15 protein-coding genes are annotated in these 16,210 nt (G+C 34.3%); 3 read left to right on the forward strand and 12 right to left on the reverse strand.

Annotated elements, in window-relative coordinates:
- Nucleotides 1–54 precede the first annotated feature (54 nt).
- On the forward strand, nucleotides 55–1,551 hold the full coding sequence (locus AC1DS7_RS12900) for a DUF3149 domain-containing protein (protein WP_002140933.1): 1,497 nt from the start codon (nucleotides 55–57) through the stop codon (nucleotides 1,549–1,551).
- 29 nt (nucleotides 1,552–1,580) lie between these two features.
- Here the strand turns inward: AC1DS7_RS12900 and AC1DS7_RS12905 are convergent, their stop codons facing one another.
- Nucleotides 1,581–1,862 carry an aspartyl-phosphate phosphatase Spo0E family protein gene (locus AC1DS7_RS12905; protein WP_002030543.1) on the reverse strand — a complete coding sequence of 94 codons (282 nt, stop codon included), beginning with the start codon at nucleotides 1,860–1,862 and terminating at the stop codon, nucleotides 1,581–1,583.
- Nucleotides 1,863–2,351: 489 nt separating this feature from the next.
- Here AC1DS7_RS12905 and AC1DS7_RS12910 point away from each other — a divergent pair, with 489 nt between their 5' ends.
- Nucleotides 2,352–3,122 carry a divergent polysaccharide deacetylase family protein gene (locus AC1DS7_RS12910; protein ID WP_002011545.1) on the forward strand — a complete coding sequence of 257 codons (771 nt, stop codon included), beginning with the start codon at nucleotides 2,352–2,354 and terminating at the stop codon, nucleotides 3,120–3,122.
- 67 nt (nucleotides 3,123–3,189) lie between these two features.
- Here the strand turns inward: AC1DS7_RS12910 and cbpA are convergent, their stop codons facing one another.
- From cbpA to AC1DS7_RS12965, 11 genes are all read right to left on the reverse strand, one after another.
- Nucleotides 3,190–3,813, reverse strand: a complete 624-nt coding sequence (gene cbpA, locus AC1DS7_RS12915; RefSeq protein ID WP_002140932.1) for a cyclic di-AMP binding protein CbpA — start codon at nucleotides 3,811–3,813, stop codon at nucleotides 3,190–3,192.
- 125 nt (nucleotides 3,814–3,938) lie between these two features.
- Entirely contained in the window at nucleotides 3,939–4,568 is a 630-nt protein-coding gene (locus AC1DS7_RS12920; RefSeq protein WP_002011549.1) for a class II aldolase/adducin family protein, read from the reverse strand.
- A 249-nt stretch (nucleotides 4,569–4,817) separates the two neighbouring features.
- Entirely contained in the window at nucleotides 4,818–7,118 is a 2,301-nt protein-coding gene (locus AC1DS7_RS12925) for an NEAT domain-containing leucine-rich repeat protein (protein ID WP_215588854.1), read from the reverse strand.
- A gap of 438 nt (nucleotides 7,119–7,556) precedes the next feature.
- Nucleotides 7,557–8,339 carry a DeoR/GlpR family DNA-binding transcription regulator gene (locus AC1DS7_RS12930; protein ID WP_002030497.1) on the reverse strand — a complete coding sequence of 261 codons (783 nt, stop codon included), beginning with the start codon at nucleotides 8,337–8,339 and terminating at the stop codon, nucleotides 7,557–7,559.
- Nucleotides 8,340–8,379: 40 nt separating this feature from the next.
- The gene (locus AC1DS7_RS12935) at nucleotides 8,380–9,564 is read right to left on the reverse strand and encodes a saccharopine dehydrogenase family protein (RefSeq protein ID WP_476999023.1); all 1,185 of its coding nucleotides are present in this window, start codon (nucleotides 9,562–9,564) and stop codon (nucleotides 8,380–8,382) included.
- On the reverse strand, nucleotides 9,561–10,658 hold the full coding sequence (phnW, locus tag AC1DS7_RS12940; protein ID WP_016101504.1) for a 2-aminoethylphosphonate--pyruvate transaminase: 1,098 nt from the start codon (nucleotides 10,656–10,658) through the stop codon (nucleotides 9,561–9,563). The genes AC1DS7_RS12935 and phnW overlap by 4 nt, the downstream gene beginning before the upstream one ends.
- 15 nt (nucleotides 10,659–10,673) lie before the next feature.
- The gene (gene phnX, locus AC1DS7_RS12945; RefSeq protein WP_016101505.1) at nucleotides 10,674–11,468 is read right to left on the reverse strand and encodes a phosphonoacetaldehyde hydrolase; all 795 of its coding nucleotides are present in this window, start codon (nucleotides 11,466–11,468) and stop codon (nucleotides 10,674–10,676) included.
- 21 nt (nucleotides 11,469–11,489) lie between these two features.
- Nucleotides 11,490–13,247: a putative 2-aminoethylphosphonate ABC transporter permease subunit gene (locus AC1DS7_RS12950; protein ID WP_016101506.1), complete on the reverse strand. Its 1,758-nt coding sequence runs from the start codon at nucleotides 13,245–13,247 to the stop codon at nucleotides 11,490–11,492.
- Nucleotides 13,248–14,249 carry a putative 2-aminoethylphosphonate ABC transporter ATP-binding protein gene (locus tag AC1DS7_RS12955; RefSeq protein WP_002086828.1) on the reverse strand — a complete coding sequence of 334 codons (1,002 nt, stop codon included), beginning with the start codon at nucleotides 14,247–14,249 and terminating at the stop codon, nucleotides 13,248–13,250.
- 19 nt (nucleotides 14,250–14,268) lie between these two features.
- Nucleotides 14,269–15,345 carry a putative 2-aminoethylphosphonate ABC transporter substrate-binding protein gene (locus AC1DS7_RS12960; protein WP_476999024.1) on the reverse strand — a complete coding sequence of 359 codons (1,077 nt, stop codon included), beginning with the start codon at nucleotides 15,343–15,345 and terminating at the stop codon, nucleotides 14,269–14,271.
- Between the two features lie 228 nt (nucleotides 15,346–15,573).
- Complete coding sequence (locus AC1DS7_RS12965; protein ID WP_002011566.1) at nucleotides 15,574–15,729, reverse strand: hypothetical protein; 156 nt, start codon at nucleotides 15,727–15,729, stop codon at nucleotides 15,574–15,576.
- Nucleotides 15,730–15,826: 97 nt separating this feature from the next.
- On the opposite strand from AC1DS7_RS12965, the gene AC1DS7_RS12970 reads away from it, so the two are divergent.
- Nucleotides 15,827–16,210: a DUF3905 domain-containing protein gene (locus tag AC1DS7_RS12970; protein WP_002011568.1), complete on the forward strand. Its 384-nt coding sequence runs from the start codon at nucleotides 15,827–15,829 to the stop codon at nucleotides 16,208–16,210.

Genomic DNA, 16,210 nt, shown 5'->3' on the forward strand with positions numbered 1-16,210 from the left:
CAATTTTAACATAGTTTATATATAATGATAATAAAAAAAGAAGGAGTACCAAATTTGAAAGTCAAATTACAAAGCATAGTTTTTTACATACTGCTTGTTATACTGCCAACGATAGGGATTGGTGCCACATTTTTTTCATATCACACTTATCAAATGAAACAGGCAAACAAACTATCTGCTCACACTGTTCTCTTTTTATATAGAGACTATTTAGACCATCACCTTGGTGAAGCTATATCTGCCTTAGAAATGCTCGCAAAAGTCGTAGGGACCGAAACTGGAAACATCAATGGGATTAAACAGATTGTACATGATACCGATGGAAATGATGAACGTTTTTCCGGTCTATATTACGCTACGACAGATGGGATGATTACACTCGCATCCCAAGGCGATTCGCCGCCTATTGACGTTTCTGACCGCCAATACATCCAAGATGCGTTGCAATCTAAGAAAACAACTGTATCATCAGTTATTACAGATCGCGTTCTTGGACATCAAGCTATTATGATTGCGTCTCCAATATTTAATAGACAAAAGGAACTCTCAGGCTTATTATTAGCAAGTTTACGCTTTGACTACATTTCAGCCTCTTTAAATGCTATTAAACCACAATATCATTTCGAAGTGACTGATAAACATGATGTAGTTTTTCTAACCGATGATAATAACGAAACAAGCGATGGGCATTCTAACATGCTTACTACCCCACTCCAAAGATTAAATTGGAAAGTCTCTGTTTCTCCGTTACCTATTCATCAACAAACTTTATACCAGTTAGTTTCAATAGAGTGTATAGCTACTTTATTTTTAATGTCTATTTTATTTTTACTTGCTCAATATATGTTATTAAAACGTCAAACAAAACTAGAAAGACAACAAAATGAACTACAAAAAATTGAATTGGTTGGAACTTTTGCAGCTAGTACAGCTCATGAAATCCGTAACCCTCTTACTGGAATTAAAGGACTCGTTGCTCTGTTAAAAGAGAAATATAAAGATGAACAGGATCAGTTCTACTTTTCCGTAATCGAGCAAGAAATAGAGCGGATTAATGAAATTGTAAGCGAATTTCTTATTCTTGGAAAACCAACTGCCATCATTGAACAAACATATGATGTAAGAACGATTCTTAATGAGGTAGCATTAATTATCCAATCTGAATCGAATCTACATAACATTGTATTTCATTTACATTTGCCAGACCATCCTGTTCATATACGTTGCTCAAAAGACCATATGAAACAAGTGGTTTTAAACATTACAAAAAATGCAATTGAAGCCATGGCTTCTGGTGATACATTAACCATTGTAGTAACAAACAACGAAAAACACGCACACTTGCAAATTATTGATACTGGAAAAGGGATTCCTAAACATATTCAAAAACACCTCTTTCATCCGTTCTTTACTAATAAAGATACTGGAACAGGTCTTGGGCTTGTTATATGTAAACGAATTGTAGAGATGTACAATGGGCATATATTTATTGATAGTAAAGAAAACAAAGGAACGACAGTTCATATAGAGATTCCATTACATATAGTATAATTATCCTTATCCTAAAAGGGTAATTATACTTATTTCATAAAACCAGCTACAAACATTCTCCAAAAATTGTTTGATTTCCCTTCATACTCAATTTGAAAAATAGGAACCTTTATAATTGAAAACCATTTCGGTGTTTGTTTTTCTTTGTAACGCTGATACTGTACGATAAGCTTGTCCAATTCTTGACTAACTTGAATTGTCTCCATACTATTTAACCCACTTGTTAATCCTAAATGAATCATTTCTTCACGTTTCATATGAATATCATGCGAAAGCTTTTCTAATGTGTACTTCCTTTTTACAGTAAACATCCATATCCCCCTTATTTTTCTTCCATACTCTCAACGCCTCATCTACTTTAGCCCTTTAAACACTTAATTCTATTTAAAATTGAAGAATCAGAAAGTTTAACATTTTTCCCCTGTAATTTACAAATCTTTACCCTCACTTTGAGAATTATTACAAATTATTCTATCTTTGTAAATACATTCGCAATAATAGACATTTTTTTCATCTTCTTTTTTGTAAATACTCAGTAAACAGTGGATTCTCTATTTTCAATTTACTTTTCTTCGACATTTTTTGTTTAATTTATGTAAAAACGCAAAACATAATGATGATTGATAAAGTGAACTTTAATCAGTGGGGGTTTTGTCCATCCCCCACTAATTATTAGCCTTCACCAATCGGGCGTTTACGGGCAGTGGATTTTCCACCTAACTTCTTTACTCCAGCCAAATTTGGAGGTGGGAGTCTTACTGCCCGCAAATAGCGGGATAAAATAGAAAGGAAATATTTATATGCGCAAATATACTATTACAGTTCTCATCTTCACCCTGTTCATACCATTCTTCCTCTTTCCTATTCAAGCAAACGCTCATACGAATAAAGTTGCTATTGTCATCGATGATTTCGGCAATAATATGAAAGGCACAGATAAGATGTTATCACTTCCTATTCCACTCACTGTTGCTGTTATGCCATTTCTTCCTTCTACTAAACAAGATGCAATAGCTGCCCATAAAAAAGGGCATGAAGTTATTATACATATGCCAATGGAACCAATTAGAGGAAAAAAAGAGTGGCTTGGACCAAAAGCGATTACAACAGATTTAAGCGATGAAGAAATAAACAACCGACTCGAACAAGCAATTCAAGAAATACCTCATGCAATAGGAATGAACAATCATATGGGATCAAAAGTAACCGCTGATGAAAGGATTGTACGTCTTATACTTTCTGCCTGTAAAAAGCACGGTTTATTTTATTTAGATAGTAAAACAAACCCTAATAGTGTTGTCCCAAAAATCGGTAAAGAATTAGGCGTTCCTATTATTGAAAACCAATTATTTTTTGATGATGTATATACGGTAAGTCACATTTCAAAACAAGCACAATTACTCATAAAAAAAATCCAAGACAAACCCATTATGGTAGCTATCGGACACGTTGGGGCTCCAGGTGAAATTACATCACGTATTATCGAAACTTCTATTCCTAAAATTCGTGAGCATGCAGACTTTATTTTTTTATCTGATTTAGCATTATCTCCACCTTCTGTTTCAAAATAAAATTCATTTCTCGTACTAAAAAAGATACCTATCTACACATAGCAGATAGGTACCTTTCCTTTTCAACTTAAATATAATCTACATGACTCACCCTAAATCCCTTTTTCTCTATCTTTTCAATTAATTGCTTTAATTTTTTTTCATTTAACTCATCCGATATATTTACGATAACACGGCGAATATATTGATCACCGTTATCAAGCGTAAACAGTCCACCGATATTATATGCTTTTAATAATGTCCCAAGCTCTTTAATTGTTCCCTTACAATCTTGTGTTGCAATTGTTAATATATAACCACCCGTCCGCATACCGAACGAATCCTCAATAACATCAAATACATTAGAATGTGTTAAAATGCCGACAAATTCATTATACTCATTTAAAACCGCTAAAAACGGGAGACGACGGATAACGTAAAAAGCTCTAAAAAAAGAATCCTTTTCAAAAATAAACGAATTTGGATTTTCCAGTACATCTTCTGTACTTACATCCTCTAATCTGCTATTACACTTCTTTTCTAAAAGATCTACTTTATAAATAATCCCCGTGAATTCCTTCTCATTTTCTGCTAATACAGGAATTGCGCGAAATCCCGTTTCATTCATAATTTGTAGCGCCTTTTCACCAGAATCATTCGTTTTGCAAAATGTCACCTGCTGTTTTGGCAGAAAATGATATTTAACTCGCAAAATATGTTCCTCCTTACATGTCAACATGTAATCTATATATAATAAGGAGACCTATATTTTATGAGTAAAATTTCTTTTTAAAACGCTTTCATTTTTAAGGGATGATAATCTCTGTGAATACATCTTTATATAACAGAACTTTTTGCCCCTTTTATCATTAAAAGCTTTACGTGATAGTTCATTAAATACTCTATACCTTCCAACCATTTTTTCGCTTCTTCTGGAGTTTTCCCCCACACGATCATTCCGTAATTATGAACAAGGACTACTCCTCCACCTTCAATAAAATTCGGAACATTATTTTCTAATAAATTAGCGAATTTCTTTTCATCTTCTACAATTGGAATTGTCATTTCTGTAATACCGTCTTTTCCAAAAACACGTTCCACACTACGTTTTTCGAATGTTACTTCTCCTTCTTTCCCATATAGCTCTGACATTAAATGACTATCTACAGTCTGTACTTGTAAAATGCATTCTGCACTACTTTTTTTATAAATATCCGCATGCATAAATGACTCTATAGCTGGTTTTTCTTCGTTTTCAAATACTGGCTCACACATGCAATTTACGACAATAAAATCTTCTTCAGAAAATACCCCTTTATCTCTTCCCTCTACATTCACTAAAAATGTTAATGGCTCTTTTGACGTACACATCGATAAACTAATTTTCGTACCATAAAACCAATCGCGAAGTGCCAATTCTGCTTTCACATCTTTTAATTCGTTCCATTTTTTCAGAAAAAATAACATTTCGTCACCCCCGGCGTAATATTAATATAATATTCAAATCCTTTCTATATAAAAGGAATGTTTTTTGATTATTCTAAAAATTTAATTGAATTATCACACGAGAATGCCTTTTTGTCAATATGGTTTCAGCACCTATCGGAAAAATAGGCCTATCACATGTAAACACTCCTGTCTATTTAGCATTTGATTTTGTACATATAAAAAATACGTTATTCTTCTTATTAAAGAATAACGTATTTTTCTCATTTATTATTTTTTTATTGCCCTATACAGAAATTGCGCATATTGCTCACGTGTTACGAAATCATCTCCTAAAAAGTTCCCATTCCCGTCACCTTTTGATATATTATTATCCACTAATGCTTTCACATATCCTTCTGCCCAATGACCTGTTGGTACGTCTGTAAAGTTCTCCAAATTATTTTCATTTTCATTTAACTGAAATACTTTTTGTAATACTACTGACATCTCGTACCTAGTTAATACTCCTTCTGGACGAAACTTACCTGTACCATCTCCTTGCATAATTCCAGCTTGTGCAACTGTAGCAATATCTTGCTCAAACATATGCCCTTTCGTATCAGTAAACATCTCTTTCTGCTCTACTTTATTTTCTAATTTCAAGTACCTTTGTACTAAAGACGCAACTTGTCCACGAGTAATACTATCCCCAAATCCAAATTGTCCATTTCCATATCCCTTGAAAATATTTTCTTTCGCTAAATAATGAATTGCTTCTTCTGACCAATGTCCTTTTGGTACATCTTTAAATTCTACTACCTCTACTTTCTCATCTTCTTTAGAAGTATTGTCTTCTTTAGAATTGTTGTCCCCTTTACTTTCTACTACATTTTGAATTACAGATCCTGTAAAGAAGATTCCTGTATCCGCAAATGGATCTTTCACTCCAAATTCATATACTTTCTCACCTGGTGTACTCCATTTCACTACACCATTACTATACGTGCCACCATCACTCTTCAGACGGATTTTTGTAGATACCTCGCCGTCTTTTTCGTATATAGGTACTTTTACTTCTTTATTTACTTCTGTATCCTCTAAAAAGACTTTTTGGTTTTGGACATTAATATAAGCTTTCTTACTTAGTTCTATTACTGGTCTAACATCGCGGATTTCATTTGCAACAAAACTTAAATATACTAACTTATTCAACTTACTAACTGGCGATAAGTCTGAAATATAATTTGCTTCTAAATCAAGTTTTTGTAAGTTTACTAGATTTGATAATGGAGTAATATCCTTTAACTCATTATTAGGTAAATCTAATTCTGTAAGCTGAGTCATTTTAGCAAGTGGTGTCACATCTTCAATTTGATTTTTACCGATAAATAATTTATTTAATTGATTCATTTGATCAATACCCGATAAATCTTTAACCTTATTACGCGTTAATACTAAGTCCTTTAAAGGTAATGAATATAACGGTTTAATATCTTCAATTTGATTACCTGCTAAAGTTAAGTATGTTACATTTTTCAATGCGCTTAATGGAGCAACATCCGTAATTTTATTATTTGCTAAATTCAAGTAATCTAGTTGTTCCATTTTCGCTAATGCTGTTACATCTTCTATTTGGTTGCCTGATAGATATAAACTTTTTACATTTTTCATTTCAATTAGTGGTGCAACGTTTGTAATTTTATTATTACTCAAATCAATAGATTCTAAATTTTCCATCTTAATAAGTGGTGTTACATCTGAAAATTCATTACCACGCAAAGCTAAATGATTTAATTGCTTTAAATTCGCAAAGAACGACGGATCTGTTATCTTCGCATTCGCAACTGTTAAAGATTTTAAATTTGGCATATATTTTAATGCACTATAATCCAGAATCTCATTCGTGTTTAAAAACAAGTCCTTTACTTGTAATAACTCTTCTTTCGTAATTGGTGTATTTAAATCTTTTCTATTAAATACTTTTTTATTAACAAGTTCTCTTAATTTGTTATCTATTATCATATTTTGATTATCAACTGGATTATCTGTTTCCGTATTGCCTGAATTAGAGTTATCATCTGGTTTCTCTGTTTCTTTTTCACCTACAGTTGGATCTTTAATTTCAAATTGAACTTGATATTTGTGATCATATCCAATAGCCGGAATAAATATATGCATTTGCATATTGTGCTTCTGCTCAAATTCGCCAATTTCAAATTGGACTACTTTCGTTCCATTTTTTCTTTTATCTTCTGACAGAACTTTCACATCATGAAATACACCAGGTTGATTTCTATCTTCTATTCTAAGATATTGAAAATAATCGCTATCTTGTATTGTTACAGTAACGATTTTTTTCCCATCTTCAATTGCTACTTTAGGATTTTTTATGTACTGAGAAACCATAGATGGCTCATCTTTTTGATCCTTATATATTTTAATCTCAGTATCATACGTGCGATCACTGGCTGCTGCTACCGACTGGTTTGCTTCAATTTTTATTGCTGCTAACGCTGGAGTGGAATACGCAGCAAATGGAATAGCTAATGTTGTTGCTACTACTAGAGCTTTAATATAACTTTTTTTCAAAATAATATCCCCTTATCTTATATATATTTCAATTGATAATCACTATCAATCGCTAACATAATAAATGATAATGAATATCATTATCATTGTCAACAAGAATATTACATTAAGTTTATATTTCCATAGATAAAAAATAAAAAACCCTTTACTCAAAGGGCTTTTTTGCCTATCGTATGAAGGATTTCACTTTTTTCTTTTTCATTAATAACACCAATTTTTTGCAAAATGTTTGCATACAATACAAGTTTATTATATATCCGTTCCGACATACTTTCCCTTCTTTCCTTCGACCAACTTTTTTTGTATTGGTAAATTATATGAACGAGATGAGAAAATGTGTCCACTTTTTGCATAAATACAAAGCTTTTATTTTTTTACTTGCTGATAGTAAAACTCCCACCTAAAAATTAGGTGGGAGTCTAAACGTATTCAATTCATTTAGCAAACTGTCCATTGAATATTATGCTTTTTGACTTCTTCTTCAAAACTATAGGGCATTTTCTTATCACAAATAATATGTTGAATACGAGAAAATCCTGCTATTCGGTAGTTCCCTTTTACGCCTACCTTTGTATGATCGCATAAAATATACGTTTTCTCAGCTAATTTCATCATCGCTTCTGACAGTTTCGCCTTTTCTAATTCAAAGCTAGAAACCCCAAAACCTTGCAACAACCCATCAATCGAAACGAATGCTTTATGAAAATGAAATTGATGAATTACTTGCTGTGAAATAGACCCCGACACACGTGAATGTTTTGGAGATACTTTCCCGCCTATAAATAAAACTTCACCGTGAAACATCTTTTTATTAATAGAAGAAATTAATTGTGTTGCTACTGGAAATGAACTTGTTACAATCGTTAAATTTTTACGATGAACAAGATATGGCACCATTTGAAGTGGTGTACTTCCATCATCAATCGCAATAACATCTCCATCTTCCACAAACGTTGCTGCTTTATACCCAATTCTTTTCTTCTCTTCTATATGCAGCATCTCTCGTTCTAACATCGGTGCCTCTATCCCAGCTCCCGGAAGTTGAACGGCTCCACCGTACACTTTCTTCAATTTTTTTTCACGATCTAATTCTTCTAAATACCGACGAATCGTCTCTGTTGATACTGCGAACTCTCTCGCTAATTCTGAAACTTTTACTTTTCCTTTAAACTCTACCTTCTCAAGAATTGTCCTCTTTCTCTCTTCACCTACTACAGACATAGCCTCACCCCATTTATATCTACCTCATAAACTGTCTTACTTATACAAAGTTATAATTTTCTTTTTCAATGAAAATCCCTTCATGAATATAAATACCGCGCTTTTCTAGTTCGTCAAAAATAATTTGTGGATTTTCGAAAGCTTCTTCAGGAGTAATAACACCGACTTTATTAACTACTCCTTTTGCAATTAACTCTGCAGCGATTCCAAATGGGATACCAACATTTCTTGTATAGGCCCTTAATTTCTCCCAACCTACTACAGAACCGTCAGATAGCGGATGCGTATGGTATAACACATGCCTTTGTTTTTGATTATTTTTCATACCTACTACTTCTACATGAAGTGCATAACCATAAAGCTCTGTTGCTTGTCCTTCTTTCGATTTTAATAGATACTTCGAAATACAATCCATAATACCAATTTCTTTACCGTTTATTTCAACTTGATCATTACGCAATATACCATAATCATATAAAGCACGAACGAGCTGCATATTTTGCTCTGGCCAAGTTCCTCTTGTTTCAATAAGCTGTACACCTTTATCTTCCAGTTCCTTCGCTAACGTAATCGTTTCTGAATGCGGGATTATATACTGCATTGTTTTTCCGTAAGGTGCTGGTAATTCAATTTCTCTCGGGCGCGCAAACGGAGGTACTTGCTTAAATTCACCTTCCTCATACACTGTACGCGTCGGCAAATGTGGATCATATTCATATGTCGTTGTCTCTGTAATTGATGCAGAAAAAGCAATTGGACGATACGAGCCATGACTTACTCGAACTGACTCTACAGTATCTAACTGATTTGCTGCATACATGGCCATCATTTGCGTTACACCTGGTGTCATACCAAATCCAGGTAAACATGTTGTTCCATGTTGGACAAATTTAGAGTGGGATTCATTTTCTTCACCAAATCCATTTAAGTTCACACCGTGACAACCGGCATCTGCGATACAGCGAGTAGACAATCCATTTAACTTTATCGTCGTACCATCCATTACAATGTTATAGCCCTTCATTTTTGCGACCGTATCCTCATGATTTGTCACATCGACTTTCACAAAATCAACACGAGGATCATTTAACCACTCTACTACTTTTCGGCCTTCCTCTTCATTAAAATCGGCTACCGTAATCGTCTCAAAAGATGAAAATTGAACTAAATCTAAAATTGCTTCACGACAAATTTTACCTGCTCCACCTAAGCAAAATACTTTCACCCTATAACAACCCCTTTAGCAATACTATCAACTAAGCGATTAATATCGTCTTCATGTACATCACCGATATTTCCAATGCGGAACGTATCTACTTTCGAAATTTTACCTGGATAAATAACAAACCCATATCGCTTTAATTCATTATATAGCTGCAAAAATTCAAATCCTGCTTCTGGATAAATGAAAGATGTAATAATAGGAGATTGATATTTTTCATCTAATAATGGCTTAAAGCCTATTTCTTTCATTTTGTGCACTAGTAGTTTTTGATTGCTATAATATCGATTGTAACGGGCTCTTACCCCGCCTTCTTCTTCTAATTCAAGCAATGCCTGATAAAAAGCATGTACAACATGTGTAGGTGAAGTAAAGCGCCATTTCCCATTTTGCTCTTCCATCGTTTCCCACTGATCATATAAATCTAATGATAAAGAACGAGCTTGCCCTTTACATCTCAATAGTTCATCACGATTTGCGATGACAAAACCGAATCCGGGAACACCTTGAATACATTTATTCGCACTACTAATTAGAAAGTCAATTTGCAACTCAGCGATATCTATTTCAATACCACCGAAACTACTCATTGCGTCAACCAGTGTAACTTTTCCATATTGTTTTCCCAATTTACATACGTCTACAATTGGATTAATAATACCTGTAGTTGTTTCACAATGAACAACTACAATATGCGTAATCTCTTTATCTTGTTGTAATAACTGTTCTACTTCTGCAATATTAGTAGGCTCCCACTCTTCTGTTTGACTGACCACCACATCTATATGTAACATCTCTGCCATTTGTACAATCCGCTTACCATACGCACCATTTGTACAAACTAGCAGCTTTCCGTTTCTAGGAATAACAGAACCAATTACTGCTTCAACCGAAAACGTACCGCTTCCTTGCATTAAAACTGTTGTGTACTTTTCTTCTTCCTTTGTCGCTAACGATACAAGCCTATTTCTTACATCTTGCACCATCGTGTTATATTCAACATCCCACGTACACCAATCGTATAACATAACTTCTTTTACAGTTTTTGTTGTCGTTAATGGTCCTGGTGTTAATAATAAATAGTGATTTTCATTCATGATCGTGTGCCCCCTTTATGAAATAATAAGTTCTTGTTTCTCGATATGTTCAATTACGTTTTCGAGCTCCTGCATCGTTTCAATTGTAAAATGAGCCCCATTTTCAATGAAACGATTACGAACTACTTCTATTTTTTCACGAAGATCTAACGGATCCATATTCTCAACTTCCTCTTCCGTTAAACCGAGCTCACTACTACCGAGGATTACACCCACTGTCCACATTCCAGCATTTCTGCCCTCTTTCATATCTGACACGGTGTCTCCAACTTTTATCATATGATTCATTGGGTATACACAGAGTTCCATCGCATTTTTATAACACATCCACGGATATGGACGACCTGCTGGAACATCATTTGGCGTCACAAGAAAATCAGGTTTATACCCTTGTATTTCTGCTTCTTTTGCAACAATGTCCATCATTTCTCTCGTATAACCAGTTGTTGATCCAATTTTAATACCTCTTTCACGTAGTGAAGAAACCACTTCTTTTACCCCATCAATTGGCGTGGCATAGTACGGTAAAATAGCAAAGAGAATTTCTTCAAACTCTTCATACATCTCATGAATATCTTCTTCTGTTGGTAATTGTCCGAAGACATGCTTCCACTCATTCGAAATACGGGGCATTTCCGTTAATACCCTAATATGATCAATCTTCAATAACCCCATTGGTTTGCGAGCTTCTTCTGCTGTAATTTCAACACCGCGTTTATGAAAAATCTTCATGAATACTTCTAATGGTGCAAAACATCCGTAATCAACTGTCGTACCTGCCCAATCAAAAATAACTGCTTCAATTTTCATTCTATCCATCACCCTTCTTACTTATCTTTTTTGCCATTGTGACGTTCGGTTACGAAGTGCTTTCGTTCCCCATTCATATACAACCCTCACTACAATATTTGTAACAACAATAAGTACACTCATTGCAGCTGCTGGTGCTACATTTCCTGCATCGTCCATATTTACAATTGATACAGCAGCTAGTTTAAAATCAGCCGCATATAAGAACACTACTGCCGATACAGTCACCATTGAATTTACGAAATAGTACATAACCATTTCTAACATAGCTGGTAAACACATCGGTACTGTTACTCGAAAGAAAGTTTTATAAAACGGTACGCTCATCGACTGTGAAACAAGTTCAAACTCTCGGTCCAGTTTCTTTAAAGCAGTCGTTGCGGTAACAAACGTTACAGAGTAAAAATGAATGATATTTACTAATACTAAAACAGCAATTGTGCCATATAAGGAATGAAACGGATTTGTTACTGAAAGTCCTAGAATTTGAATTGTTGGTTGACTAAAGAAAAAGACATATCCTAATCCAAGTACTAATCCAGGAATCGCTAACGGTACAATAGAGAAAAAGTAGCCTACTTTTCTGAAAAACTGTAGCTGTTCTATTTTTTCAATCGCATAAGCGAACACAAATGTTAAAATCGCCCCGATAACTGCCGTAATAGCTGAGACAATTACACTATTTTTAAATGCTTCAATTCCGTCTCCTGTCAAACTTGAAAAATTAAAATGCTCAAGTGTAAAACTCATATTATATGGCCATACTTTCACACTTGCAGCAATACCAACTGCCACAAATAAAAGAATGATCATAAACGTGACTACGCTACAATATACGAATGAAATAACATCTCTTTTCTTATTATTTATTATTCTGTAAGGTACTGCTTTTGAAGATAAGAGATTCGCCTGTTTTCTTTGCGTAATACGATCAACTGCAAATGCGAAAATAGCTGGGATCAATAAAATCATTCCGACAGTTGCGCCCATGGACATATTTTGCTGTCCAATTACTTGCTTATATACGTCAGTAGCAAGTACGTTATATTGTCCTCCAACAATTTTAGGTGCCCCAAAATCAGTGAAACTAAGTGTAAATACAACGAACATCGCACTAATTAATCCGTATTTCACACTAGGTAAAGTAACCGTAAGAAACTGTTTCACTTTACTTGCACCCAACATATTAGAAGCTTCATATAAACGATAATCAGAACCTTGGAGAGCAATTAATAAAATAAGGAATGCTTGCGGAAATGTATACATAACTTCAGCCATTACAATTCCTACTGGTCCGTATAACGGTATTTGTATTCCTTCAAATAAACCAAACATTCCTTTTGTTATTAACCCTTGATTACCAAATAAATATGTAAGCGCAATACCGTGCATCATCGTTGGTGCGAATAATGGTAATAATGCTATGTATTGAAATACGCGCTTTCCAAAAACATTTGTACGAGCGATCGCATATGCGTAAGCGAAAGCGAGTGTAACCGAAATAATTGTTGTAGCGCCCGAAATCCATATCGTATTTTGTAGTGATTGAACTAGCGTTGGTGTTGTGAAATATTTACTGAAATTCGCAACACCAACAAAAGCTCCATCTTTATCATAAAAGGCTTGTGTAAACAGTTGTAATAAAGGCAATACAAGCATGATAAAAAACGCGAGAAGCATACCAATAATTAATAGTCTTTGTATCCACTCTTCTTTACCGATACGTCTCTTAATCTTTTTTTTTGTACTTTCTGCCTTAAAGTTTTCTAACATCTCCATCTATACAATGACCTTCTTTCCATATGACAACATATGATTTTCTGAGAAAGAGATTTGAATTGGCTTTCCTTTTCTAATAGCAGTTTCCTCTACTTCTGATGCCAATATATCCACTACAATTTTCTCATTATAAAGGTGTGTTTTCTCTTCTATGACCCGCACTTCCGTCCGGTATACAGAACCGCGAAATTCCATGCTTTCTACAACTGTTTTAATACCATTATTTTGTACAACTGTTACATGTTCAGGACGAATCGCATGTTCTTCGTTATTTTTCGAAAAGAAATTAATAGAACCAATAAAATCTGCCACAAACGGATTGGCTGGTCTTTGATAAATCTCCTCTGGTGTTCCAATCTGCATAATTTCCGCATGATTCATTACAACAATTTTATCAGCCATCGTTAATGCCTCTTCTTGATCATGCGTTACCATAATAGTTGTTACTCCCACTTTTTCTTGCAAATCACGCATTTCTCTGCGCAACTTTTCACGCACTTTTGCATCTAAAGCAGATAACGGCTCATCAAGTAACAAAATATCGGGAGACAGAGCGAGCGCACGTGCAAGTGCTACTCGCTGCTGTTGTCCACCAGACATTTGAGCAGGATATTTATCTTTTACATTCAGCAAATCAACAAGTTCTAACGCCGATAGCGCTTTTTCTTTTACTTCTGCTTTTCCATATTTTTTTGTTTTTAAGCCGTATTCAATGTTTTCAAGTGCAGTTAAATTCGGAAATAATGCATACGATTGAAAAACCATTCCGAAGTTCCTCTTTCCAGGTGGTAATGCTGTAATATCTTTTCCATTCACAGCAATACTACCTGTTGTCGCCTCTTCTAGCCCCGCTAAAATTCGGAGCAATGTCGTTTTCCCACAACCACTTGGGCCTAATAAACAAACAAACTCATTTTTTTTCACAGTAAAAGAAATATCCTTTAACGCTGTAAATGCATCAAACTGTTTTTGGATGTGTTGAATTGATAAATATTCGCTCATTTTTCTCTCTCCCACTCACTTACTTTTTCGGTTCTGCTTTTTGGCCAAACTCTTTTTCCCATTTTTCTAAAATTTTGTCACGATTTTCTGCTGCCCATTTAAAGTCATTCTTTTTATATAACTTTTCTGTCACATCTTTAGGGAATCCATCTGGAAGTTTATAATCATTTTTAATTGTCGCAAATCCATTTTTCTCGAAGTATAACTTCATTACATCATCTGTAATTGCCCAATCTAAAAATGCTTGCGCTAATTTATCATTTTTAGCATTATCTTTTTTAATAAGTGCGTTCGCTTCTACTTCCCAGCCTAATCCTTCTTTCGGCAGTACAACTTCAACTGGTGCACCTTTTTGTTTCTCTTTCAAAGCACTATAAACCATTGATACACCAACTGGATATTCACCTGCGCCTGCTAATTTCGCTGGTTTTGAACCTGAATGAGTATAAGTTGCCATATTATCATGAAGTTTCTTCATATAATCCCAGCCCTTATCTTCTCCCATAATTTGTAGCCATGCAGAAACTGTTAAAAATCCTGTTCCAGAAGAAGCCGGATGCGGCATAACTAGCGTTCCTTTATATTCTGGTTTCGTTAAATCTTCATATGATTCTGGCATCGGTAAATTTTTCTTCTTCAATTCTTCTTTATTTACAGCAATCCCCGTCATAAATGCAGTATTTCCTACCCATTTTTCTGGTTTCTTATCGTCTTTAAATTGCGAAAGGACACGATCTGCTCCTTTTGGAGAGTATCCTTTTAACATATCTTTTTTCTCTAAAGCTAATAGACTAGACGCTGCAGTTCCCCATACAACATCTGCTTGTGTATTTTTTCCTTCAGCTAGCAATTTCGCTGTAATAACTCCTGTTGAATCACGAACAATGTTCAACTTCACGTCTGGGTACTTCTGTTTAAAAGAATCAAGATAAATCGGTACAAGCTCTTCTTCAATCGCTGTGTAAACAGTTAATGATCCAGATAATTTATCATCTTTTACTTTTGCTCCAGCACTTTCTTYTTTCTTTGCACCACACCCCATTAATAACGAAAATACCATTCCAGTTGCTACAGCTTTAAAGATTGTTTTTTTCACTGTCTCTCTCTCCTTTTACAAATCTTATGTACAACTCTAATATAAACAACTAGTGTAAAAGCAGTATTAAACCAACATTAATCTTTTGTTTGTTGTTTGTTTTTGTGTAATACGTTGCTACTTCTATGTTTTTTCGCATTTTTCTGCTAATATCAAACGTGAAATTTACAAATAATTAAAAAAACCTTTATAATCCCACAAAAAAATGAGGCGTTTGTAAAAAACGCCTCATTTTTGTTTACCTTTTTTTGAATTACGATTTGCATACTTCGCACTATTTTCTCCTTCATACTCTAATGCAAATTCTGCATCTGGTAAGCTTTCTTTCGGAGTTTTATTATTATTAATTGCTGCATTTTGTTTTACTTTTCTTTTTACCAACATATTCACCTGCTCTCACGAAATAACTTTCTATTCTAGTTTGAAACAACTTACAGTAATTATTACTGGGAAGTGTTAACAAGTACATAAGAGCTTATAGATGGAAATACTACATACGAACAAGCCATTACAAAAAGGAGCGATTACTTTGAAAGAAAAAGAAACGATACAATCGCCAATTTTAGACGAGACGCTCCCTCATCAAATGAACTTTCCTTCTTTTAAAGGCACAGGCAAAAAGATGCAACAACCTTTTATAAATCAATATGATGTTGTAATTGGAGACAGTAAATACGATTCCACTAACAGTCCTCTTAATAATTGGAGTGATGAGGTAGATCCTGCTATTATGGCTGGGGAAGAATGGATCCATCCTACAAATGATATCGGATGGATTGCAGAAGAAAATCAAGAATTACTTAAAAACGAAGTTGATAATAAAAATGATGCTTTTATGCATCCCCAATTCGGAATTAACGACTAA

It is taken from the genome of Bacillus sp. P4_E1, from assembly GCF_056401715.1.

Coding starts and splice junctions, on each gene's coding strand:
- AC1DS7_RS12930 (WP_002030497.1), bottom strand. CDS start 8,339: ATGTCTGTAGTAGGTGAAGAGAGAAAGAGGACAATTCTTGAGAAGGTA.
- AC1DS7_RS12905 (WP_002030543.1), bottom strand. CDS start 1,862: ATGTTTACTGTAAAAAGGAAGTACACATTAGAAAAGCTTTCGCATGAT.
- phnW (WP_016101504.1), bottom strand. CDS start 10,658: ATGAATGAAAATCACTATTTATTATTAACACCAGGACCATTAACGACA.
- AC1DS7_RS12970 (WP_002011568.1), top strand. CDS start 15,827: ATGGAAATACTACATACGAACAAGCCATTACAAAAAGGAGCGATTACT.
- AC1DS7_RS12910 (WP_002011545.1), top strand. CDS start 2,352: ATGCGCAAATATACTATTACAGTTCTCATCTTCACCCTGTTCATACCA.
- AC1DS7_RS12955 (WP_002086828.1), bottom strand. CDS start 14,249: ATGAGCGAATATTTATCAATTCAACACATCCAAAAACAGTTTGATGCA.
- phnX (WP_016101505.1), bottom strand. CDS start 11,468: ATGAAAATTGAAGCAGTTATTTTTGATTGGGCAGGTACGACAGTTGAT.
- AC1DS7_RS12920 (WP_002011549.1), bottom strand. CDS start 4,568: ATGTTATTTTTTCTGAAAAAATGGAACGAATTAAAAGATGTGAAAGCA.
- AC1DS7_RS12950 (WP_016101506.1), bottom strand. CDS start 13,247: ATGGAGATGTTAGAAAACTTTAAGGCAGAAAGTACAAAAAAAAAGATT.
- AC1DS7_RS12965 (WP_002011566.1), bottom strand. CDS start 15,729: ATGTTGGTAAAAAGAAAAGTAAAACAAAATGCAGCAATTAATAATAAT.